General features: G+C 59.1%; 16 protein-coding genes. 6 read left to right on the forward strand and 10 right to left on the reverse strand.

What is annotated here, in order from left to right:
• Positions 1–225 precede the first annotated feature (225 nt).
• From ACP90_RS19295 to ACP90_RS19310, 4 genes are all read right to left on the reverse strand, one after another.
• Positions 226–2,103, reverse strand: a complete 1,878-nt coding sequence (locus ACP90_RS19295; protein ID WP_208993369.1) for an adenylate/guanylate cyclase domain-containing protein — start codon at positions 2,101–2,103, stop codon at positions 226–228.
• A 115-nt stretch (positions 2,104–2,218) separates the two neighbouring features.
• Positions 2,219–2,803, reverse strand: a complete 585-nt coding sequence (locus tag ACP90_RS19300) for an NUDIX domain-containing protein (RefSeq protein WP_062489429.1) — start codon at positions 2,801–2,803, stop codon at positions 2,219–2,221.
• Positions 2,804–2,820: 17 nt separating this feature from the next.
• Entirely contained in the window at positions 2,821–4,005 is a 1,185-nt protein-coding gene (locus ACP90_RS19305) for a CaiB/BaiF CoA-transferase family protein (protein ID WP_062489431.1), read from the reverse strand.
• A 27-nt stretch (positions 4,006–4,032) separates the two neighbouring features.
• Positions 4,033–4,530: a class I SAM-dependent methyltransferase gene (locus ACP90_RS19310; protein WP_082444653.1), complete on the reverse strand. Its 498-nt coding sequence runs from the start codon at positions 4,528–4,530 to the stop codon at positions 4,033–4,035.
• 269 nt (positions 4,531–4,799) lie between these two features.
• On the opposite strand from ACP90_RS19310, the gene pepN reads away from it, so the two are divergent.
• Complete coding sequence (gene pepN, locus ACP90_RS19315; protein ID WP_062489433.1) at positions 4,800–7,445, forward strand: aminopeptidase N; 2,646 nt, start codon at positions 4,800–4,802, stop codon at positions 7,443–7,445.
• Between the two features lie 156 nt (positions 7,446–7,601).
• Positions 7,602–9,956, forward strand: a complete 2,355-nt coding sequence (locus ACP90_RS19320; RefSeq protein ID WP_062489435.1) for a PAS domain-containing sensor histidine kinase — start codon at positions 7,602–7,604, stop codon at positions 9,954–9,956.
• A gap of 54 nt (positions 9,957–10,010) precedes the next feature.
• Here the strand turns inward: ACP90_RS19320 and ACP90_RS19325 are convergent, their stop codons facing one another.
• The 6 genes from ACP90_RS19325 to ACP90_RS19350 all read right to left on the reverse strand — a co-directional run bounded on the left by ACP90_RS19325 (position 10,011) and on the right by ACP90_RS19350 (position 18,805).
• Positions 10,011–10,904, reverse strand: a complete 894-nt coding sequence (locus ACP90_RS19325; RefSeq protein ID WP_062489437.1) for an alpha/beta hydrolase — start codon at positions 10,902–10,904, stop codon at positions 10,011–10,013.
• 111 nt (positions 10,905–11,015) lie between these two features.
• Positions 11,016–14,012 carry a bifunctional [glutamine synthetase] adenylyltransferase/[glutamine synthetase]-adenylyl-L-tyrosine phosphorylase gene (locus ACP90_RS19330; protein ID WP_062489439.1) on the reverse strand — a complete coding sequence of 999 codons (2,997 nt, stop codon included), beginning with the start codon at positions 14,010–14,012 and terminating at the stop codon, positions 11,016–11,018.
• Entirely contained in the window at positions 13,969–15,423 is a 1,455-nt protein-coding gene (locus tag ACP90_RS19335) for a HAMP domain-containing sensor histidine kinase (RefSeq protein WP_062489441.1), read from the reverse strand. The genes ACP90_RS19330 and ACP90_RS19335 overlap by 44 nt, the downstream gene beginning before the upstream one ends.
• On the reverse strand, positions 15,407–16,093 hold the full coding sequence (locus ACP90_RS19340) for a response regulator transcription factor (RefSeq protein WP_022997819.1): 687 nt from the start codon (positions 16,091–16,093) through the stop codon (positions 15,407–15,409). The genes ACP90_RS19335 and ACP90_RS19340 overlap by 17 nt, the downstream gene beginning before the upstream one ends.
• A gap of 191 nt (positions 16,094–16,284) precedes the next feature.
• Positions 16,285–17,820, reverse strand: coding sequence for a Do family serine endopeptidase (locus ACP90_RS19345; protein ID WP_022997820.1), 1,536 nt, complete (start codon positions 17,818–17,820; stop codon positions 16,285–16,287).
• A 316-nt stretch (positions 17,821–18,136) separates the two neighbouring features.
• Positions 18,137–18,805 carry a glutathione S-transferase gene (locus ACP90_RS19350; RefSeq protein ID WP_208993370.1) on the reverse strand — a complete coding sequence of 223 codons (669 nt, stop codon included), beginning with the start codon at positions 18,803–18,805 and terminating at the stop codon, positions 18,137–18,139.
• Positions 18,806–18,916: 111 nt separating this feature from the next.
• On the opposite strand from ACP90_RS19350, the gene ACP90_RS19355 reads away from it, so the two are divergent.
• From ACP90_RS19355 to ACP90_RS19370, 4 genes are all read left to right on the forward strand, one after another.
• Positions 18,917–19,915 carry a DUF2336 domain-containing protein gene (locus ACP90_RS19355; protein WP_022997823.1) on the forward strand — a complete coding sequence of 333 codons (999 nt, stop codon included), beginning with the start codon at positions 18,917–18,919 and terminating at the stop codon, positions 19,913–19,915.
• A 123-nt stretch (positions 19,916–20,038) separates the two neighbouring features.
• Positions 20,039–21,148 carry an HPP family protein gene (locus ACP90_RS19360; RefSeq protein ID WP_062489443.1) on the forward strand — a complete coding sequence of 370 codons (1,110 nt, stop codon included), beginning with the start codon at positions 20,039–20,041 and terminating at the stop codon, positions 21,146–21,148.
• Between the two features lie 39 nt (positions 21,149–21,187).
• A complete protein-coding gene (locus ACP90_RS19365) occupies positions 21,188–21,850 on the forward strand; it encodes a 5-formyltetrahydrofolate cyclo-ligase (RefSeq protein ID WP_062489445.1) in 663 nt (220 codons plus the stop codon).
• A 230-nt stretch (positions 21,851–22,080) separates the two neighbouring features.
• Complete coding sequence (locus ACP90_RS19370) at positions 22,081–23,160, forward strand: DUF2336 domain-containing protein (RefSeq protein WP_022997826.1); 1,080 nt, start codon at positions 22,081–22,083, stop codon at positions 23,158–23,160.
• Positions 23,161–23,162: the final 2 nt, after the last annotated feature.

A 23,162-nucleotide genomic window follows, 5' to 3' on the forward strand; every position in this document is an offset into this window, starting at 1 on the left:
GACAACCAAATTCGCCAGTGGATAGCAATGCAGGATTCATGAAAACAAACTGTGATGTTCGTCACAGTTTGCAAGAGCAGACCCGTTCCGCCACTCGATTAACGGGTGCAACCGAACGTTAAACTGCAATTGTCGAACGAACCTGAAATCATTTTTTCTGCGTTCATCTGAACACGAAACAGACTAGCTGGAAGCCTGGCCGGCGATCCAACGGTCCGGAGTGAATCACTCCGCGGCAGACACCGGCCGCTCCACGGGCCTGTGTATCGGCTTTGACTGCGGAAAGGGATCGAGCCAATAGACTTCCATCTGCCCGCTTCGGCCACGCAGGTGATGCGCGCCGACCGGCCGCTGGTGCCGCTCACCAGGCAGATGCGCAACGGTGTCCGCACTCGCCAGGATGACGACTTCCGGGTTTTCTGGAACTTCCTTGCCAAGCGTCTGCAGGCGTTCGGCCGCATTCACGGTGTCGCCGACAACGGTATAGTTCCAGCGATCAAGCGCGCCGACATTGCCGACAACCGCCGGGCCGGTGTGAATACCGATCCGAAGCGCCATCTGCGGACGCCCCTGGGTAACCGCGTTCAGATTCGACTGATGCAGCGCGGCTGCAATCCGGCGTGCGGTTCTGACAGCAGCCTCCGCATGGTCCGGGCGGGCATCAGGCGCGCCCCAGAAGGCCAGCATGCCATCCCCCAGGAATTTGTCGACCGTGCCGCCCTCGCCTTCGACAGCCTCGACCAGGATGGCGAAATGGTCATTCAGCAGGCTGGCGGTCTCTTCCGCACTCAGGTGCTCGGACAAGGCCGTGAACCCGACAATATCGGTAAAGAGGATCGTGAGTTCGGCACCACGCGCCTGTGCAGCATTCCCGCCTCCCAATCGCATCAGCTTGATGAACAGCGAGCGCGGCACATAGGTGTTCATCGCCTTGAGGCCTTCAACCATGGAATTGAAGGCGAGCGCCACCTGATCGATCTCCGCGACGCGGCTGCGCGGCAGGGGCTCAACCTCGTTGAGCGAAAGGCTGCCGATACGCTTGGACTGAACCGCAAGGTAGCGCAACGGGCGGGCGACGCGCCGCCCCATCCAGAATGCGATCAGCACCGATACCACGAGCGCACCGAAGCCGACGAACATGGAGCCTGCAAGACGCCGCAACTCCCGGGAGACCGTCGCGCTGAGGTAATACTGCCCGACAGTCCAGGGCCGGTCGCTGAAACCATCCAGCTGGGCCTTCATGACGATATATTCTTCGTTGTTTGCATCAACGGTGGAGACGTCGATGCCGAGTTCCGCGGCTTTCTTGAATTCGTCCAGCTTTTCTTCATTTACCATGGCAGCCAGAACGGGGTCGCCGATCGTCTGCCAGGAGCCCGGCAACTTGTCCTGAATGCTGCCGCCGGTCTGGAGCCAGGGAGCGTCCGAATGCAGGATCACCTGATCGCCATCCGCGATGATGAAGACGGTGTTGTCGCCGCCCTCGTCCTGAGCAGAAACGATGTGGGCAAGTTCTTCCATGGACGTCGCAGCCGTCAGCATGCCGGCAACCTTGCCGTCCCGCACCAACGGCACCGAAACATTCGCGAAAAGACCGACCTCGTGTTTGACGAGCGGGCCCCAGGTCGGCGGACTGTCGGCGCTCAATTGCGGCATTTCCTGCATGTTCATGCCGGGTGGTGGTGCGTCGGTTTCAATCCGCCACAGTTTGCCGGTCGGTGCCCGATAGATCCCCAGCTTGCTTCTGTCGGTCGAAGTCACCACCAGTGTGGTGATATCGTGATTGGATTTCAGCGCGATCGAGAGATCCTGCAGCGTCCTTTCCGTATCATCGAAGCCGAGCGTGCCGTCGTCGAAATAGGGCTTCAGGCCGATGATCGCGTTTTCGACAGACACGAAATGCGTCCGCAGCTGCGTCTCGAGCGCCTGGGTGCTCAGGATCGTCTTGTCATTCAGCAGGGAAAACGTGTTGCGAAAGTTTGCAGAGACAGACAGGCCCAGCACAAGACCGATCGCAATCGCAACAAACGCACCGAACCCCAGCCCGACGATAGTCGTCAGGGGCAGCATTATGCGCCGGCCGGTGCGTTTCGATATTTTCATTGGGCGGTGACCCTTGTTGCGAACAGGCAGCTTACCTGCATGACGGTTTCCGTCAAATTAAGGCAAACTTTCGACTTTCCACCGCAAAGGACTGCCACCGCGATGTCTTTTGCCTTTAGCCGGTCAATCGACGCAGGGCCAGTTCCTGCAGCAAGATAATGGTTTTTGCGTCCATGATTTCACCGGAGCGGATCATCTCGAGCGCCTCGTCGAGCGGAACGTGCATCACCTCGATATCTTCGCCCTCGGCTTTCTTACCCCCACCTTCAGCGACCTTGTCCTTCAGATGGTATGTCCCGCGGAAGAATGCCACATATTCGGTTACGGATCCCGGACTGGTGAAGGCATCGAAGAGATGTTCCAGATCCGAAACCTCAAATCCTGTTTCCTCGATAAGTTCAGCGCGCATGCGATCCTCCGGATGCGCACCTTCCAGAAGACCGGCGGGTGCTTCGATCAGCATCGGGTCTCGGCCGGCAGCCCAGATAGGCAGCCGGAACTGGCGCGTCAGCAGCACGCAATTGCGTTCCGGATCGTAGAGCAGGCAGGTTGCTCCATGTCCCTTTTCGTAGACTTCACGCACCTGCGCCTGCCAGTCGCCGTCCCGGCGCCTGTACTCGATCCGGTGGCGGGTCAGCGTTCCCCAGGAATTGGACAGAACTTCGCTATCGGAGACCTTGAGGTAATCCGGGGTGCTCATGGCAGTGCTTTCTTCGTTCAGGAGTTCGGGTCAGACGTGATGCCCAGTTCCTTCAGGATTTCTTCCGTGTGCTCGCCAAGTGCCGGCGCGGCGCGGTCCAGCACGAGTGTCCCGTTCCGAAACCTGATGGGCGTGCGGACTGAGGCAACGGAGCCGCCTTCGACCCCGGTTGCCGGCAGGTCGACCTTCATATCCCGGTGCAACACCTGCTTGTCGTTGAAGACATCTTCCACGGAATTGATCGGTCCAGCCGGAACTCCCTCGCCTTCAAGCGCGGCCAGGAGATCGTAGCGGGCTCTCGTCGACGTTTCAGCCGTCAGGATCGGCACAAGGTCCGAGCGGGCAGCAACCCGCGCTGCGTTGGTGGCGTAGCGGGGATTGTCGGCAAGTTCCGGCAGGCCAAGAACAGCACAAAGGCGCCTGAACTGGCCATCATTGCCAACCGCGATGATCAGATGCCCGTCGCTGGCCGGAAAGACCTGGTAGGGAACGATGTTGGGATGCGCATTACCCAGACGTTTCGGCGCCTTGCCCGAAACAAAGTAATTGAGCGCCTGGTTGGCCAGCACTCCGACCTGCGCATCGAGCAATGCCATGTCGACCCATTCGCCTTCGCCGGTTTCATCGCGGCGGCGCAAGGCGGCAAGAACGCCGACGACACCGTAAAGCCCGGTAAAGATATCCGCGAACGCCACCCCAATTTTCTGCGGGTCGCCTTCCGGGTCCCCGGTCAGATCCATGATGCCGCCCATGCCCTGGATCATGAAATCGTAGCCGGCCCGATGAGCGTAGGGACCGTCCTGACCGAACCCGGTGATCGAACAATAGATCAGCTTCGGATTGACCTTGGAAAGGCTGTCATAGTCGAGGCCGTATTTGGCGAGCCCACCGACCTTGAAGTTCTCGACCAGAATGTCGGCATCCGCCACCAGGCGGCGGACGAGGTCCTGACCTTCCTGTGTGCGAAAATCCACCGCAATGGAACGCTTGCCGCGATTACAGGCATGAAAATAGGCGGCATCCCGGTCCGCGCCCGCCTCGTCCTTGACAAATGGCGGTCCCCAGCCCCGCGTATCATCGCCTTGCGGGCTTTCCACCTTGATGACGTCTGCCCCCAGGTCCGCGAGGGTCTGGCCCGTCCAGGGCCCGGCCAGAATGCGGGCCAGTTCGACAACCTTGATGCCTTTGAGCGGCGCGGTCATGTGTCTCTTCCTGAATAGTGCCGACGGTCAGGCTTCTGATGTCTTGCGATAGATATGATAGCGGCCCCGGTGAATGCCATCAGGCTTTTTCAGGGGCTCGTAATTCGGCAGGTTGAGTTCGAGCGCGCACAGGATAATTCCGCCAACGGCCATGTGGGCATCGATTGACGGAGCCAGCCAGGACGCTGTCGCCAGATCATTTGTGGGATCAGCCGAACCGATGTCGATATGGGCGAACGACGCCTTCGCCCCGATCCGCGGCCCGCAGAAAACAAGCGTGTCGCGAATGTTGCCGAGGATCATGTGATGCGCGTCCGGAGCGCAGCTCGGGTGGCAGTCCATGGCAAAATCGAATACGAAAATTTCCTTGTTCGGATAAATCTCGCGCAAGTGGTCATAGGTTCTGCCATTGCCCAACCCGAGTTCCAGGATAGGTCCGTCGACTTCGTTGACCTTGTCAACCAGAAATTCGAGCAATGTTTTCTGGGATGTCATTCGACGAATAAAACTGTCCAAACGGCTCATTAAAAAAATTCCCTGCAACTTACGACGCACCTGACATAGACAATGCCCCGGCTGCCGTCAAAACCTCCCGTCCGTATTTAGGTGTTATCAAAGGCTGACGGAATACCAGCCCTTGCGGAAGGTCAAACAGGACTTTGCCGTAATCTGCGATCATGCTAACGCCTTAGCTCATCCTCACATTTTCATGAGGGTGCGGTTACGGCCTCCAAAACGGGCTTTTCGGCCAGGCACAGGCAGGCAATTGCGCCTAACATCAGCAGGAGAATTCGATGCGTTCAGAAACGGCGCCGGCCATACGGCTGGAAGACTATCAACCGCCACTTTATCGCATCGACAAGGTCGCCCTGAATGTTGAACTCGCCCCGGGCGCAACCCGCGTGACCGCGACGCTTGAGGTCAGCAGGCAACCGGGAACACAGGTAGGCGCCCCGCTTGTGCTGGATGGTGACGAATTGTCACTTGCGGGCATCAAGCTGAACGGCGAAGCGCTTGCCGAGACTGCATATGCAGCGACAGCCGACCGTCTCGAACTTGCCTCACCGCCTGCCGATCCATTCGAGCTGACACTCGTGACCGAACTCGATCCGGACGCGAACACGAAGCTGATGGGGCTATACCGTTCCTCGGCAACCTATTGCACCCAATGCGAGGCCGAGGGCTTTCGCAGGATCACCTATTTTCTGGACCGACCGGATGTCCTTGCTGTCTACACGACGCGTCTGGAGGCCTCGAAGAAAGACTGCCCCGTTCTCCTGGCCAACGGCAATCTGACGGAGACAGGAGATATCGACGGCACCGGCAGGCATTATGCCGTGTGGCACGACCCGCACCCCAAACCAGCCTATCTGTTCGCACTGGTTGCGGGCGATCTCGCCGAAGTTCCGGACACGTTCACCACCATGTCCGGCAAGGAGGTCGCACTCAACATCTACGTCGAGCATGGCAAGGAGAGCCTGTGTGACTGGGCCATGGATTCCCTGAAGAGGTCCATGCGCTGGGACGAGGAAGTGTTTGGCCGAGAATACGATCTGGATGTGTTCAACATCGTCGCCGTGTCGGACTTCAACATGGGCGCGATGGAAAACAAGGGCCTCAATATCTTCAACGACAAGTACGTTCTGGCCGACCCGGAAACGGCAACCGACCAGGATTATGCCAATATTGAAGCCGTGATCGCACACGAATACTTCCACAACTGGACCGGAAACCGCATCACCTGCCGGGACTGGTTCCAGCTGTGCCTGAAGGAAGGCTTGACGGTGTTCCGCGACCAGGAGTTTTCGTCCGACATGCGCTCGCGCGCGGTCAAGCGCATTGCCGATGTACGCTTGCTGAAGTCGCATCAGTTTCCGGAGGATGCAGGCCCGCTCGCACACCCCGTACGTCCGCGAACCTATCATGAAATCAATAACTTCTATACGGCGACTGTCTATGAAAAAGGCGCCGAGGTTGTTCGCATGCTGCAGACGCTTCTGGGCGAGCAGAAGTTCCTGGCCGGACTGGACCTCTATTTCGACCGCCATGACGGCGAAGCAACCACAATCGAGGCATTCCTGTCCTGCTTCGAGGAAGCATCGTCCATCGATCTTGAACAGTTTTCGCTCTGGTACGAGCAGGCAGGAACGCCAGTTGTGTCGGTGGAAACGGAATATGATCCCGACCGCAAGTCCTTCACCGTTTCATTGTCCCAGGAAATCCCGCCCATTGCCGGCCAGAAGTCCAGCAAACCGGCAGTCATCCCGCTTCGTTTCGGGTTGATCGGCCCCAATGGCGAGGACATGGAGACAGGCTCCGTGGAGGGTGCCAACGTCGCCGGCGATGTGCTTGTGCTCGACAAGGCTCATCAGGACGTCGTCTTCCACAATATCGCTGCCGCTCCCGTTCTGTCTCTCCTGCGCGGTTTCTCCGCACCCGTTCGTCTGAACCAGCCCCTGCATTCCGAGGAGCTCCTGTTTCAGGCAGCGCAGGATCGGGACCCGTTCAATCGATGGCAGGCGGTGCAGACGTTGGCGATGCAGGACCTTGTGAGGCTTGCCGGTCTGGTCCGCGACGGCTCGGAAGGCACGCCGTCCGAAGACGTCATCGGTGTGCTCGCGTCTGTTCTGGGTGAAACCCAGCTGGATGAAGCCCTGCGTGCGCAGGCACTCACATTGCCCAGCGAAGCGGATGTCGCACAGGAAATCGGCAAGGACGTCAACCCGGACGCCATTCATACGGCCCGTCAGATGCTGCGGCGCGCAGTTGCCGCCCGCATCGCATCTTCCCTCGTCCCATTCATTACCGACCAGTCCGCAGGTGGGACCTTTTCGCCGGATGCGCAGGCAGCCGGAAAAAGAGCGCTCGCAAACCGTTGCCTGCATTATTACGCAGTCTCCGGCGCAGCCGATGCGACTGACCTGGTCTGGTCGCGGTTTGCCTCTGCCGACAACATGACTGACCGCCTCGCGGCCCTCACCCTTCTGGTACACGACCATATGCCACGTGAAGAGGAAGCGCTTGCAGCTTACCGCGAGCGGCACACGGACAGCTCTCTGGCCATGGACAAGTGGTTCATGACCCAGGCCACCGCACCCGGCAACGAAACGCTGGACCGGGTCAAGGCATTGATGTCGGACCCTTCCTACGATGCCGGCAACCCGAACCGTGTCCGCTCGCTGCTGCAATCCTTTGCCACCGGCAATCCGACACAATTTGCCCGGATGGATGGTGCCGGATTTGAACTGATCGCCGAATCAGTTCTGGAGATCGACAAGCGAAATCCACAAGTGGCATCGAGACTTCTGACGAGCTTCCGCTCGTGGCGCGCACTTGACCCACAAAGAAGTGCCCTTGCTGAATCTGCCCTCTTGAGGATTTCAGCATGCGAAAATCTGTCGAGAGACAGCCGTGACATCGTCGACAGAACCTTGCAGTAGTCTGCAATACTGAGAAAGGTTAACGAAAGAACGGAAAATCCTGACTTGCGTTAACCATTTTATTCTTTGACGGGTCTGGACAAAAACAGACGATTTGATTCAAATGGAAGTGATTCGGGGCACCCCCGACGCGGCGGTTTTTGAGGCACACTTCCTATGGCGAGAGCATTAGCTGGCGACGCATCTGCGCGGCGCGGCGAGAAGGAGTCTGAGTGGGAGACAGACGCAGGCACAAAACGCCTGCCTCTGCGCCCCCTCCTCGGCGCTCTGGCCGAAAGCCTGGCCCGCTCCGATAGCCTGATGCGACGCCTCATTCCCGGCCTCGCCATCATCTTCATCGTCATACTCGCCCTGTTCCGCACCGGTGACCTTGTCAGCGATTACACCCGGACCCAGGAAAACGCCCAGGTTACGCTCAGCCTGATGGCAACTGTCGTCGCCAGCGGCCTGATGTCGTCGGAAAACGATCTGCCTGAAACGGGCTACCGGACGACGTTGAAACGCATCCTTGCCGACAGTCTGCCCACAGGGGCGACCAGCAAGGGCCGCATTTATCTCGTTGCGGACCAATCCGGCACCATCGTTGCCTCGGCACCGCTCCAGCCATCGCTTGAAAGCCGGCCGATCAGCGATCTCCTTGGCCCGTCACAGCCGCTCATGGTGTTTGGCGCCCGTGCCGGCGTGATGCCGGTTGCCACCAACCTTGGCACAGGCCGGGGCCAAGAACAGGTTCTTGCAACGGTTCATCACCTCGACGGCCGCCTCGGAATGGTGGCGGTGCTGCAGCCGGAAAACGAGATCTTCAGCCAGTGGCGGGATGACCTTTCGGCAAATGTGACGCTCTTCGTCGGAACTTCGCTGGTGCTGCTTGCGGTCATCTACGGCTTCTTCAGTCAGGCGACCCGCGCGGAAGCGGCCGACGACATGTATGCGGCAACCCGTGCCCGCATCGACACCGCCCTCACCCACGGCCGCTGCGGACTGTTCGACTGGGACCTGTCACGCGGCAGAATGTTCTGGTCCTCTTCGCTCTACGAGCTGCTCGGACGCGAACCCAAGGACGATATTCTCAGCTTTGCCGATGTCGCAGACATCACCCATCCCGATGACATCGACCTTCTGGGCCTTGCCGAGCACCTGCTGGAAAGCGGTGAAACCCTGGTCGATGAGACCTTCCGCATGCGCCACGCCGACGGAAGCTGGATCTGGCTTCGCGCCCGTGGTGAAATCCAGTCGGAACCCGGCCGTGCCGAGCCGCACCTCATCGGTATCTGCATCGACATTACCGAGCAGCACGAGCTTGCCGAACAGAGCCGTATGGCAGATCTTCGCCTGCGTGATGCGATCGAGACAATCTCGGAAGCTTTCGTTCTGTGGAATGCCCGAAACGAGCTTGTGATCTGCAATTCCAACTATCAGTCGCTGCACAGCCTACCGAATGCCGTGATCAAGCCTGGCACGCCCTACAAGGACGTGATGGCAGCTGCCTCCAATGCCGAAGTAGCACCGCAACCGGTCACTCTTCGCCAGCGTGGCGGCGCTCCTGATGGCTCCTACGAAGCGCAACTGGAAGACGGTCGCTGGCTGCAGATTTCCGAGCGGCGCACCAAGGACGGCGGCTTCGTGTCTGTCGGGACCGACATTACTCCGCTCAAGAAACACGAAGAAAAACTGATCGACTCCGAAAAGCGGTTGAGGGCAACCGTTTCCGATCTCCAGAAGTCCCGCCAGACCCTTGAGGTTCAGGCCCGGCAGCTTGTGGAAATGGCAGAGAAGTACCAGGAAGAAAAAACCCGGGCGGAAGCCGCCAACAAGGCCAAGTCCGAATTCCTGGCCAATATTTCTCATGAACTGAGAACGCCGCTCAACGCCATCATCGGCTTCTCCGACATCATGACGCAGGAAATGTTCGGCCCCGTCGGCACCGACAGGTATTCCGACTACTGCAAGGATATCTATTCTTCCGGCACTTACCTGCTGAACGTGATCAACGACATCCTCGACATGTCCAAGATCGAAGCCGGTCGCATGAGTATCGAGACCGAAACGGTCAATGCATCGGAATCGGCCGAAGATGCCAGCCGGATCGTCACGGGAGCTGCGACCGAGAAGAACATCACCGTCACCACCGATGTCGTTGAAAACGTCTCGGTGCACGCAGACAAGCGGGCGCTCAAACAGATCCTGCTAAACCTGCTGGCCAATGCGGTGAAGTTCACGCCGGACAATGGCACCGTCACGCTCAGGGCGCGGCCACGCGGAGACAAGCTGCATTTCGAAGTGATCGACACAGGCATCGGAATTTCAGAGCGCGATATAGAACGCCTCGCCCAACCCTTCGTGCAGGTGGAAAACCAGTTCACCAAGACCCACCAGGGCTCGGGCCTCGGACTAGCCATCGCCCGCTCGCTGGTTGAACTTCATGGCGGAGCGCTGGTAATCAAGTCGGAAGTCAAGAAGGGCACCACTGTCAGCTTCACCTTGCCGCTTGCCGACAAGGAAGCCGCCTGAAGAGTTTTACCCTCCAGGCGAGTCTGGTTGTCCGTAGCCCTAAAGCACAGCAGATCAGTCGTTGCCGCTTGTTGTTGCCAGTTCGCTCAGGATGTCGAGCGAACGGGTCCACAGCAATGCGCCGCCTTCCTCCGGAAAAAACCGGCGGCTTGTATTGGGCAATCTGCCTGCGAGCGAAAGACCGAAGTCCGGTGAATGAACCGGGCTGCCATCCTTGCCGCCGTACCAGAGCGAGACCGGGCAGTTGACCATGCCAAGGTCGATACTCCAGGGCCTGAGCGCTGCGAGCGTATCGAGGACGTATCCTTTCGGTCCCTGCCTGAAGCCTTCCCGAAGGGCGTGCCTGTAGGCTGCGGCGAAAGGTTCGACGCCATATACCGACCTGTCTTCCGGTGAGCTCATCGACAGTACCAGGTCGTAGAAGCCATCCGGCTCGGCGAAGCCTTCAAGCATGGCAGAAAACCCTGCGGGATCTTCCTGTGCATGCCGGGTCATATCCCTCACCTGATCCGGCAAACCATCAGCGAATTCCGGACGGTAGAGTTCATCCTGACCGGAGACGATCGCCAGGGAGCTTGTAGTCCCCGACGCTGCAGCGGCGAAAGCGAAGGGCGCTCCTTGCGAAAAGGCAACCACTGGGATGCTGACAAGTCCAAGGTTCGCAACAAGTTCGCCAAGGTCACGCGCGACACTTGCCAGTGACTTGTCAGGATCGGGCGATGAAGCGCCGAGGCCCGACCTGTCCGGTGCAATCAGTCGAAGGTTTAGCTTTTCGAGATGTTCCAGGCCAAAGCCGAGTGTGCCGGCCATGCCGGCGCCTGTCAGAAACAGAACCGGAGTGCCTGTCACCGGGCCCCATTCAGACCAGGCAAACACACGGTTGCCAGCCAGCGCAATACGGTCGCTCCGGTCCGGACGACGGACCGTTTCGTCGAATGAATAAGTCATGAGGTTTCTCAGAGTATGGAAAAGGGTTCGCTCAAGAGAGCGCGAATGATTTGAAATCGGCCGCCGGTGCGGTCCTTCCCTATCCCAATGGAAACAGCTTGGCAATCGGGGTCAAGTGTTGACCGTTTCAACCTCGCCAATCAGCCGCACAAACGTCTCGCGCACCTTCACCTGAAGGTCTGCGAGCTCTGCTTCCAACCGGGTGAAGGTCGGACTGCCGGAGGCCTGAACCAGGAGATCCAGCACCCCGCGGGGTGCTTCTGCCGGCACGAACTTGCCGGAAAGAGCCAGCCGCAACACCTGGGTCAGTCGGTGGTAAAGCCTGAGAGCTTCCAACAACAGCCCGGCATCGCCCAGGGTCAGGAAGCCGGCGTCGCGGGCCAGTTCCAAAGCTTGCTCCGTGCTTTGCGCCAGGATTTCCGGGTTTTCCTGAGCGTGTGCAAGCTGCAGAAACTGGGCAAGAAACTCGATATCGACCAGACCGCCAGCCACCTGTTTCAGATCCCAGACATCTTTGGTGCCTTTTTCCTTCTCGATCCGGGCACGCATGGTGCGGACATCGTCGGCCAGCTTCGTCAGATCACGCGTCTGCACCAACGTGCCGCAGATGCTGTCGACAATCTTCTGCTTGAACTCAGGCGTCGTGGACGCAATCACCCGTCCACGCGTCAGAGCCATATGCTCCCAGGTCCAGGCCTCTTTCTGCTGGTAGGCTATGAAGCCGTCCAGATTGGTCGCGAGCGGACCTGCATTGCCGGACGGACGAAGCCGGAAATCAACCTCATAAAGCGAGCCCTCGGCCGTCGGTGCGCTGAGGGCCGTGACCAGCCGCTGGGTCAGACGGGTGTAATATTGGGTGATCGCAAGAGGCCGCTTGCCATCAGACTGCTTGACGTCTTCCGGAGCTTCATAAAGCAGGATCAGGTCCAGATCGGAGGCTGCCGTCATTTCGCGCCCCCCAAGCTTGCCCATGGCCAGGACCGCGATATTGCCCCCCGGCACCGTGCCGTTGCTTTCGCCGACATGCACGATCACCTGCTTCAGGATCCGGTCGACGACAACTTCGGCCAGCCGTGCCAGTGCAAACCCTACCCGGTCGGCGGACAAGGTATCTGAAATCATCCGCAGACCGATCAGGAACTGCTGTTCCTGGGTAAATATCCGCGCCCTGTCCAGTGCTTCCTCATAAAAGCGGGCCTGAGACAGGGTTCTGTCGAGCCCGGCGCGGAACTCCTCGACGCTCGGCATGGCGCCAAAAAACGCCGGATCGAGGACTGCATCCAACACATGAACCCGCTTGGAGACCGTTTCGGCCATGCGTGGCGCAGCGCCCATGGTGGTTGCCAGCAACGTCAGGAGCTGTGGATTGGACCTCAGCAGCGAGAACAGCTGCACGCCCGCCGGCAGCTTGGCCAGAAAGTTGTCGAACGCCCGCAGGGCAGCGTCCGCATTGTCCGTGGCCGCCAGCGCACTGAGAAGCGCAGGATGCATTTCGGTCAGCCGCTCGCGCGCCTTGGTCGAACGGGTGCACGGATAGCGGCCGAAATGCCAGGCCTTGACGATCGCGGCAGCTTCCGCAGGCTGCTTGAAACCAAGACCGGCAAGCGTCTCCAGGGTACCGGGATCGTGGTCATCGCCGGTAAAGACCAGATTGCCCAGCTCGGACGACAGTGCCGGTTCATCTTCGAACAGTTCGGCATAGTGGTGCTGAACCGTTCGCAAGTGGTCGAGCAGTGCCGTTTCAAAGGCTGCAAGTGTGTCGTAGCCCATCAGCGCGGAAACCCGCTTCATGCCGTCTTCATCCTTCGGCAGAAGCTGGGTCTGCTCGTCGTTCAGCATCTGGATGCGATGCTCGACATTGCGCAGGAACCGGTAGGCGGCGGCCATTTCGTCGCGTGTCTTGCCCTTGATCCAGTCTGCATCCACCAGAGCGTCCAGCATGTCGAGTGTGCGACGTCCGCGAAGGGCCGGGTTGCGGCCACCCGCGATCAGCTGCTGGGTCTGGACGAAGAACTCCACTTCGCGGATGCCGCCACGGCCGAGCTTGACGTTATGTCCGGCAACCGCAATGGCCCCGTGGCCCTTGTGCATATGGATCTGGCGCTTGATCGACTGAACGTCAGCAATTGCCGCAAAGTCCAGGTACTTGCGCCAGATGAACGGCACGATTTCATGCAGGAAGGATTCGCCGGCTTGAATGTCACCCGCGCAGGGCCGCGCCTTGATCAGCGCCGCCCGCTCCCAGTTCTGCCCCAGGGATTCGTAATAAACCAGCGCAGCGGGTACCGACATGGCAAGCGGGGTCGCACCGGGATCGGGGCGCAGGCGAAGATCCGTACGGAAGACGTAACCGTCCGCGGTCCGGTCCTGCATGATCTTGACCAGGCGCCGCGTCAGCCGAACGAATTCCACCGGAGCTTCCGCTGTACCCGCCATGGGCGCCTTGGCCGGGTCGTAAAGAACGATCAGATCGATATCGGACGAATAGTTCAGTTCATTTGCACCGTGCTTGCCCATGGCAAGAACGATGAGACCGCTATCGACTTCCGGCTTCTCCAGGTCATGAGGTGCGAACTTGTTCAGACGGACCAGATCGCCGAGGCAGAACCTGATTGCCGCTGTCAGCGCGGCGTCGGCAAACCCGGCCAGGGCACCGGTAACGCGGTTCAGACCGATCGCACCGGAGATGTCGGCGAGACCGAGCGTCAAGGCGAGATCGTGTTTGAAGTGGCGCAAGGTCCGCATGATACCGGCCTCGTCCTCCGCCCGCGCTTCACGGGCGGCAGACAGCAGGCTTTCAAGACGGCTTTCCGGTGCTTCCTGCAGCAAGCGAAGGAGACGCGGTGGATCGGCAAGCATCAGATCGCGCAGATAGGGCGAGTTTCCGATGACCCCGATCAGGAAACCTTCCAGGTCCGGTTTTTCGTGCAGAAGAGCGTTGAGGGCCTCGCCGGCTTCGGCATGAGCCAGAAGATCTTTCAGGAACAGGGCTGCATGATCGGGATCCGGTGCCGTTGGGACCACCGCGATCCGGTCGGCCAGAACGCCCGCGCCACCGTCCTGGTCAGTTCCCTTCTCCCGTTTGCCCGGCTGTGCCGCCTTGTTCATGCCCGCTCCTGCTGCTGTCCGGTTTCACCGGCTTGAGATCGATCCGGGCGCTCAGCCCCGGGTCCTCATTCATGAAGCGCAAGTCTCCGCCATGCAAGCGGGCAACCGCCTTGACAAGACTCAATCCAAGGCCTGTTCCAGGTTCGGAACGGCTTTCCTCCAGCCGAACGAAACGTTCCTTCACCCGGTCTTGGTCCTTTTCCGGAATACCGGGGCCATTGTCGGTGACGCTGAGGACGATGCGGCCGTCCTCCTCCCGCCCGCCAAGGCGAATAAGCAGGTCGCCTGTTTCAGGACGACCGTATTTCAGCGCATTTTCAATGAGATTCACCAATACCTGGCTGATGAGGTCGCGATTACAGTCTGCCTTCAGCCCTTCCGGCAAATCGGTCTCAAGCTTGCCGCCCTCATCTTCAACCAGTGGCTCGTAAAGTTCGGCAACTTCGGCAACCAGCTTGTTGAGATCAGTCGACTCCATGACGGAGGCCGGTGCCATGGATTCAACACGCGCAATACGCAGCAGCGCGTTGAATATCCTCAGAAGCTGGTCGGATTCCTCCAGTGTCGCTTCCAGGGCGCCGCGGTAGCCTTCCTCTCCCTTGGCTTCCCGCAAGGCATTTTCGATCCGGGTCTGCAGGCGCGTCAGAGGTGTCTTCAGGTCATGGGCGATGTTGTCTGTCACATCCTTCATCGACTGCATCAGCAGTTCGATCCGGTCGAGCATCGTGTTGAGATTGATCGCCAGGCGATCGAATTCGTCGTCATTGCCCGCAACGGGCAGACGGCCGGAGAGCTCGCCCTGCATGATCGTGCGGCTAGTGGCGGAAATCTCGTCGATGCGCTTCATCACCCTGCGGCTGACAAACAGCCAGGTGATCGCGGCCATGACCACCACGACGACCAGCCACAGGCGCAAGGCGTTGGCCAGAAGGTTGGAGAACCGGAGCTGGTCGCCCAGGTCACGCCCAACCAGCAGACGGAAGCCGCCGCGCAGCTCAAACGTGCGCACCATGGCCTGCCGCTCTACGTCCTCAGCATCCTGGCCAAGGCGCGTGTAACGGACCCGGCGCAATCCACCATCGGCCTCTTCGAGAACGGTGGTCGGCAGGCGGGCAATATTCCCGACAAGCGCATTGCCGGCGAAATCGACGAGGAGATAAAGGCTGGCATCTGGATGGCGGGACCGCCTGTCGATGGTTTCGACAAGATCGCGAACACCGCCGCGCACATAGACGTCGGCAAGGGTTTTCAGTTCTGAATCGACGGATTGAACCACCTGCTCGGACATCAGGTTGTCCGTGTTGTCCGCAATATAGAACAGCAGCACACCGGACATCACCGTGAAGACGGCAATGTAGAGCAGCGACAGCTTGAAGGCTGTGGTTCTGGTAAACCTAGTGAGCCGCGTCACGGATCGTATATCCGGCACCCCGGATGGTGTGCAGAAGTGGTGTTTCGAAACCCTTGTCGATCTTGCCGCGCAGACGGGAGATATGAACGTCGATCACGTTGGTCTGCGGATCGAAGTGATATTCCCAGACGTTTTCGAGCAGCATCGTACGGGTCACCACCTGGCCGGCGTTCTGCATGAGATATTCCAGAAGGCGGAATTCACGCGGCTGCAGCGGGATTTCCGTTTCGCCGCGGCGGCACGAATGCGCCATCCGGTCCAGCGTCAGGTCGCCGACGGTATAGGTGGTCTCAATCTGGCTGGCTGACTTGGGGCGTCGTGCCAGTGCCTCTATGCGGGCTTGAAGTTCGGTAAAGGCGTAAGGCTTGGGCAGGTAGTCATCGCCACCGGCCTTCAGGCCCTTGACGCGGTCATCGACCTGACCGAGTGCCGAGAGGATCAGCACCGGTGTGTGATTGCCTTCCCGGCGCAGGTCCTGAATGACCGAAAGGCCATCCATCTTCGGCAGCATGCGGTCAACAATGAGGATGTCGTAGTCCCTGTCGAGGGCCATATCCAGCCCGGTCCGCCCATCGGCAGCCTGGTCGGCGGTGTGGCCCAGTTCACTCAAACCCTTGACGAGGTAGCTTGCAGCTTCCGGGTCGTCTTCAATGACAAGAATCCTCAACATCTCATCCTTTTAGCTTGAGTTGGCCCTAAAGAAAATGGCTGACGGCGGCGATGGATGTGAGAGTCGCCGCCGCCAGTCAGTCAGGGTTTAGCAGATAAACCCTTGGCAATGACCGGCCCGTCGGGGTTTGGGGGCAGAGGGCAGGCCGGTCTTGCCTCACAGGTCCGGTTCGGGGCAGAACCGGCCCCTGATCAGGCGAGGTTCATGGGCAGGGCCACGAACCGTGTCGTGTTGTTGCTTTCAACCCGGAAGAGAACCGCCTTGCGGCCATCCTTTTCCGCCTTGTCCAGCGCCTTCAGCACGTCGGACGGGCTGTTGACCTTCATGCCGGCCACTTCCAGGATCACGTCACCGGTGTTGAGGCGCTTTTCGGCTGCCGGGCTTTCCGGGTCGATTTCGGCAATAACCACGCCGTCACCTTCCAGGCCAGCTTCGGCTTTCGTCGTCAGGACCAGGCCGAGATCATCCAGGCTGGTCTTGCTTTCACCGGCCTCCGGCTGAACGGCTGCAACCTGTTCCTGATCCTGCAGGCGGCCCAGTGTTACGGTGACGTCCTCTTTCTGGCCGTCACGCCAGACCGTGATGTCCACCTGGCTGTCAGGCTCGTAAGCCGCAATGATCTTGGACAGCTCGCGCGGGCCCTTCACTTCAGTGCCGTCAACGGCAAGGATGGTGTCGCCCGAGCGCAGGCCAGCCTTCTGTGCCGGGCTGTTTTCCTGCGCTTCCGCGACGATGGCGCCGCGGGCCTCTTCGAGGCCAAGGCTCTCCGCGATGTCATCCGTGACGTTCTGAATCTGAACGCCCAACCAGCCGCGAACGACGGTGCCGTCGTCCTTCAGCTCCATGATGACATCCTGCGCGGTCGAAGCCGGAATTGCGAAGGCGATACCGACGTTGCCACCGGACGGCGAGAAGATGGCCGCATTCACACCGATGACTTCGCCATGCATGTTGAAGGCCGGACCACCGGAGTTGCCGCGGTTGACCGGAGCATCGATCTGGATGAAGTCGTCATAAGGGCCGGCGCCGATGTCGCGGCCACGTGCCGAGACGATACCAGCCGTGACGGAGCCGCCGAGACCGAACGGATTACCGATAGCGACAGTCCATTCGCCGACCTGCGGTGCTTCCTTGGCGAAATCGACATAGGTGAACGTTTCGTCGCTTTCGACTTTCAGAAGGGCCAGATCCGTCCGTTTGTCGGCGCCGATGAGCTTGGCATCATATTCCTTGCCGTCACGGTCGATCACGGTGAACTCGGTCCCGTTTTCGATCACGTGATGGTTGGTGACGAGGTAACCGTCATCAGAGATGAAGAAGCCGGAGCCCTGGGAAATGCCGTACTGGCGCGGGGCACGGCGCTGATTTTGTTGCTGGTCACCGCCACCCTTGCCACCGAACTCGCGGAAGAAGCGCTGGAACGGATGGCCATCAGGCAGGCCCTTGAAGAAGTCTTCGAAATTGTCGTTGCCGCCACCGAAGTTCATCATGCGCGGTTCTGCGGCCTGCTTGACCTGAACGCTGACAACCGCCGGGCTGACGGCAGTGACGACGTGGGAGAAGTCCAGCGGAGCCGCGGTATCGACACGGACAGCATCAGCCAGAGCCAACTGGCTCGGAACAATGGTCTGTGCCGTCAGAAGTCCGGCTGCGCCGAGCGCGACGACGCCTGCCAGCAGTTTGGCGCGACGGGAGCGCAGGGGAGAAACTGAGCGACTGTTTTGCATGTTGTCTTCCTCTTTCGAGATAAGGTTTGAAAACCATTTCCTGGACTGCTTGCGGGGAAAGCGCTCCAGGTTCGAAAGTGAAAGTAGGTGAACCAGTCTTACAGGCGCCTGTCGGCGGCATTACGGTTTTGTAAGGTTGGAAGAAATGGCAGAAAACGTGAGGAAAACCGCCACGATCGGAGCACAAGTGGCTTCGGCTTTTTCCCTCCCCAACATGCACAGAAGTGAAAACCGAGTGCAGGAAGCAGGAAACAGCCGGCCAGCGACCCAGGCAGAGTGTTCTCTGCTTCGCGTTACGACGGATTTGATTCGCCTGTCAGGGGAAGATGACCGGCGTATCGCCCGCCTGCCATCGGTTCCATTTCGGCATCACGGATTGGAACCGGAGTGACACTTCGAAGGCTTCCAGCCAGGCTTTCAGCGACGTCCACTCCTGGCTGTCGAACCAGCTGCGGTCCGAGTTGGCGAACTGACGAACGAACGGCAGGATCGCAAAGTCAGCCAGCGAGGCCTTGCCGCCGAAAAGCCAGGGCGTAGCGGCGAGACGGCTGTCCAGATGCCAAAGGAACTCCGCAGCACCGGCTTGCTCTGTTTCCCTGTCAGTGTCCGGATATCTCGTATCGTACTTGTAGCGATCCAGATGGCTTTTGAACGGGCCGTCGCAAACGCCGATCAATTCCAGCATGGCATCGAGATCGCCTTTTTCCGGCTTCAGCCAGTTTTCCGGGTCGGACCGGTCAAGCGCCCAGAGCATGATGTCGAGGCTTTCATCGATCACCGTATCACCGGTTTTCAGGCAGGGTACCGTTGCCGAGGGAGAAGTTTCCAGAAATTCGGGTGCCTTGTCCCTCAGGACGATTTCCCGCAATTCGACCTGCTCGCCACTTGCGGCAATCGAGAGCCTTGCCCTGATGGCATAGGGGCAGCGGCGGAAAGAAAAGAGGATCGGCATCAAGGTTGCGTTCATGCGCGTGGAATGACCCATCGGTGCCTGCAGGTCAACAGTGCCGAAATCACCTTATTGCAACAAAGCACTTGGTGGTTTTCACAGGTTATAAAGGAAATTTGGCGAAACTTATGCCGATAGGGTACGGACATGAGCGACTCGCTTCTTAAGCTTGCCAGGGACAGTTCTTCAGAGAAAAAACACGAGCTTGCCGAGCACGTGACAGGCCTGCTTGTTGCCCGCGCAGACGACCCTGGCTCCGAAGAGACGCATCTTTTGAACAACATGCTCGAGGGCGTCTACGATTCCCTTGCTCACGACGCCAAGCGCAAGATGTCCGAACGTCTTGCCGATGTGCCGTCAATGTCCTCCAAGCTTGCCGCGGCAATGGCCAGCGACGACCTGCCTGTGGCCCAGGCAGTGCTGGAACGCTCCAAGTCGCTTCGCGAGGAAGATCTGCGCAAGATCGCGGAAACCAAGGACCAGGGTTATCTTCTGGCCCTCGCCAAGCGCGACCACGTCAGCAACGATATCAGCAATATTCTGATCAAGCGCGGCAGCAGGGATGTCAAACACACGCTGGCCGCCAACCTCGGCGCCGAGATCACCATGCCGGTGTTTGAAAGCCTGGTGAAGGACATGCCCAAGCAGCTTGGTGATCGCATCCGGCACTTGCGCAAGTCGAACGAGGAGCTGCTGGAAGATCTGTTTCGTGACGACGGTGAAGTCGCTGCCGGTGCGGAACTGGTGAAAAAGCAATCCAAGATCAGCCCGAAGGCGTGGCTGATGGGCATCCGTCTCGGCAAGACGACCCTGAATAAGGCGGTCTACCAGCTGGCCCAGGAACATAATCTTCTCGATGCGGTCGCCTTGCTCTCGTTCTTCTCCGGCCTCGACATGAAATATGTCCACAATCTCATGGTCCGGTTCGATTCCACCGGCATCGCCACCGTCTGCCGGGCCACCGGCATCGGTGCAATGGAATTCCAGGCCGTGTGCAAGGAACGATGCAAGCATCTGAAGTTTCCCGAAAGCACCGGCAGCAAGTGGCTGACGAACTACCACATGCTCGATGACACCGATGCCCGCCGGCTTCTTGCGCTCATGAAAATCAGGCTGAAAGCAGCCAAACACGAGAAGGCTGCCTGATCGCTACCGGCCCAAGAGCGAAAATCCGTTTCGCGACAGGCCGAAAATTGAGTTTCAAAATCCAAGTCAATTTCGGATTTTTCGCCTAGAACTTGTGCAATTGCATATTTTTCAGGCGACTTCATGCACATCGATCCCAAACCGACCTTCAGAACCGCGTTCGCCCCGGCGTTGCCTTGGCCGCATCCAACCGAAGCGTTTCTGGCCATGGCGGGCGGTGTTGTCGGTATCGGCGCATGCGCCCTGATGGTGTGGTTGATGCATGCATATGGCGGCCTGCCGCTGTTTCTGATGGCGCCTCTTGGCGCCTCTGCCGTACTGGTGTTTGCCGTACCAAACAGCCCGCTTGCACAGCCTTGGTCCGCTATTCTGGGAAACACCTTGTCGGCGGTGTGCGGCGTGGTGGCGCTTGCCTTGCTGCCGTTGGAAACCGCGCCGGTTCTGGCTGTCGCGCTTGCGTTTGCCGCAATGATGCTCGGCCGGGCGCTGCATCCGCCTGGCGGAGCTGTCGCCTTGCTGATTGGCTTGTCGCCTGAGCTTCTGACAGAAACAGGCGCGCTGATGATCGTCTTCAATACAGCCGTGATGACCAGTGTACTGGTGGCATCCGGCCTGGTGTTTCATCGTTTCTCCGGTCGGAAATATCCGTTCCGGACAAGCCTTTCGCAAAGCGGGCCACCACCGATGCGGCGTCTTGGCCTGACCGAGGAAAATCTGTCGGATCTGCTGTCGAAATTTCACCAGTCGACCAACCTCGGTGCTGTCGATCTTGCCCGGCTTGTGGCCGCTGTCGAGGCAGAGTTGATACAGCCTCCGTTCGAAGGGGTAGCCTGTGCAGATGCGATCGCCCTGGAACACCTTCATGTAGCTCCAGACGCGTCTCTTCAGGAAATCCTCAGCAAACTGCAGCAGTCCGAAACGTCCAAAGTCGCAGTCGTGAATGCTGACGGCCATCTTGCCGGTCTTATCAACCAGCGCGACCTGCTACGCGTCCTGAGCAAAGGCTTCGGTGGCGGATCGAACTTCGCCCCTCCCCTCGCTCGCGACCTCCTGCATGCTCCGGTGACGTCTTTCGACGGCACCCTGCCGCTTGGTGATGCCCTGCATGTGATGGTTCGCGATAATCTGGATCATGTTCCGGTATGCCAGGAGGGAGTGTTCGAAGGTTTTCTGACCCGCTCACTCCTGCTTGAGGCCCTGGTCTGGCCCGCAACGGACAGAAAGGCCGCCTGACGCGGTAAAAGCACAGGGACGTGAAGGGAATTTTCCTGAATGAGCCAAGATGACGACCTGCCCGGAGACCCTGTCTGCTACGCTGACATGCTGGTAGGCGGATTTGTCGTTGATCAGGAGACCTTTCGCGATGTCAGCCGGTTCCGTAAATCTGAGCGCAGCCGCCTCTATGAAAAGCGGAAGGGACTAACCAGCACGGAGCGGGCGGCAAAGACCGCTGCGCTGATCGATCAGCTTCGCCCCGTCCTTGAAGCAGTCGACTATCAGAGGATCTCGCTCTACTGGCCAATCCGCGGAGAACCGGACCTTCGCCCCCTGATGACGGAGCTTTTCAACTCGGGCAGGACAGTTCTTCTACCCGTCGTTCTCGAAAAGCAGACACCGCTGGTCTTTCGCCCGTGGCAGCCAGGCTGCAAGATGGTGCGAGGCCTCTGGAACATTCCCGTTCCCGAAGAAGGCTCATCGCAGGTGCCCGAGGTCGTGATCGCCCCCCTGGTTGGTGTCGACGCCCACTTTTACCGCCTCGGCAATGGTGGCGGCTACTACGACCGCACGCTGGCATCGCTGCCGGCCAAACCGTTGACCATCGGGATCGGGTTCGCGTTCTGCAGTCTCAACTCCATCTTTCCAATGCCCTGGGATGTGCCAATGGACAAGGTCGTTCTGGACACCGGACCTTTGGAAGTTGAACCGGGAAAATGACACTTGCTTCAACCAGTAGTTACCTAATGCAAATTCGTGCAAGGTCTCCCAGAGACTTTATCAAATAAAGTAAACACGCTTGAGGCACGCATAAGCGCGCAAAATGTCAGCCTTATCCTGTAATTAATACGGATGGCGCGATAGATTTATCCTTTTTTTATCCTGCGCTTTAGACAGTTGTAAACTGTCTCTGCGGTAGTCCTGTTGCAAGAAAAACGGACAGCTAAAAGATGCTCAACGACCTTCTCAATCTCGCTCAGGAAAGCACCCCGGAAAAACGCCACCAACTGGTGGAACACGTTACCGAGCTTTTTGTGCGTGGCGCGAACAGCTACCAGACAGAAGAAATCGCCCTGTTCAACACGGTGCTGGAAAGCATGCTTCCCACCATGGAGCCTGAACAGAAGAAAGCGATATCCGAACAGCTGGCGCCGATAGACGACACGTCCAACAAGGTCGCCTATGAGCTTGCCCGAGAAGAGATCGACATCGCCAGGCCGATGCTGACGTCCTCCAATGCGCTCAAGACCGAGGATATCCTGCGGCTGGCCAAGACCATGGGTCAGGGGCACCTGCTGGCGATCTCGAAACGCCAGCATCTTGAGGCCAATGTCACCGATGTCCTGCTGGAACGCGGCGAGAACCCGGTCAAGCAATCTGTTGCGGCCAACTCCGGCGCGGAGTTTTCCGAATGGGGCTCTCGCCTGCTGATCAAGCTGGCGGAAAAGGACGAGAAAATCCGCGACGCCATGATGGAGCGCGCGGACATTACCGAGTCGGACTACGACAAACTGATCAACCAGATGCCTGAGGCTCAGCAAGCGAAGATCCGCCAGCTGCGCAAGGAAAACGAAACCCTGATCCAGGATCTCTTCCACAAGGCCAGCAAGGTTGTTGCCAGCTCGAAGCTGGAACGCAAGGCGACCCGTATCAATGCGAAGGTCACCTTGAAGGAAATTCGGGCCGGGCAACGTTCGCTCAGCAAGGCGATCACGCAGCTGTCGCTGTCCAACAACCTGTTCGACATCTGCTTCCTGCTGGCGGAAATGGCCGGGCTGGAGCAGAAATACGTCACCAATGTCATGGTGCGTTACGATTCCACCGGTGTGGCGGTTCTTTGCCGTGCCATGGGCGTGGAAAATGCGGACTACAATGCGCTGTGCAAGGCCCGGGCGATGCACAACAAGCAGCCGCAGTCGACCGCGGAAAACTGGGCGAACGACTACCAGTCGCTGTCAGACCGCGACGCGCGCCGTCTGCTGTCCTTCATGAAGATCCGTCTGCAGACCCTGGAAGGCCAAGCGGCCTGAGG

Source organism: Labrenzia sp. CP4 (assembly GCF_001579905.1).
Classification (GTDB): Bacteria; Pseudomonadota; Alphaproteobacteria; order Rhizobiales; family Stappiaceae; genus Roseibium; species Roseibium algicola.

Coding starts and splice junctions, on each gene's coding strand:
- ACP90_RS19330 (WP_062489439.1), bottom strand. CDS start 14,012: ATGAACAAGGCGGCACAGCCGGGCAAACGGGAGAAGGGAACTGACCAG.
- ACP90_RS19355 (WP_022997823.1), top strand. CDS start 18,917: ATGAGCGACTCGCTTCTTAAGCTTGCCAGGGACAGTTCTTCAGAGAAA.
- ACP90_RS19370 (WP_022997826.1), top strand. CDS start 22,081: ATGCTCAACGACCTTCTCAATCTCGCTCAGGAAAGCACCCCGGAAAAA.
- ACP90_RS19350 (WP_208993370.1), bottom strand. CDS start 18,805: ATGGGTCATTCCACGCGCATGAACGCAACCTTGATGCCGATCCTCTTT.
- ACP90_RS19295 (WP_208993369.1), bottom strand. CDS start 2,103: ATGAAAATATCGAAACGCACCGGCCGGCGCATAATGCTGCCCCTGACG.
- ACP90_RS19310 (WP_082444653.1), bottom strand. CDS start 4,530: ATGAGCCGTTTGGACAGTTTTATTCGTCGAATGACATCCCAGAAAACA.
- ACP90_RS19325 (WP_062489437.1), bottom strand. CDS start 10,904: ATGACTTATTCATTCGACGAAACGGTCCGTCGTCCGGACCGGAGCGAC.
- ACP90_RS19365 (WP_062489445.1), top strand. CDS start 21,188: ATGAGCCAAGATGACGACCTGCCCGGAGACCCTGTCTGCTACGCTGAC.
- ACP90_RS19305 (WP_062489431.1), bottom strand. CDS start 4,005: ATGACCGCGCCGCTCAAAGGCATCAAGGTTGTCGAACTGGCCCGCATT.
- pepN (WP_062489433.1), top strand. CDS start 4,800: ATGCGTTCAGAAACGGCGCCGGCCATACGGCTGGAAGACTATCAACCG.
- ACP90_RS19340 (WP_022997819.1), bottom strand. CDS start 16,093: ATGTTGAGGATTCTTGTCATTGAAGACGACCCGGAAGCTGCAAGCTAC.
- ACP90_RS19360 (WP_062489443.1), top strand. CDS start 20,039: ATGCACATCGATCCCAAACCGACCTTCAGAACCGCGTTCGCCCCGGCG.
- ACP90_RS19320 (WP_062489435.1), top strand. CDS start 7,602: ATGGCGAGAGCATTAGCTGGCGACGCATCTGCGCGGCGCGGCGAGAAG.
- ACP90_RS19300 (WP_062489429.1), bottom strand. CDS start 2,803: ATGAGCACCCCGGATTACCTCAAGGTCTCCGATAGCGAAGTTCTGTCC.
- ACP90_RS19345 (WP_022997820.1), bottom strand. CDS start 17,820: ATGCAAAACAGTCGCTCAGTTTCTCCCCTGCGCTCCCGTCGCGCCAAA.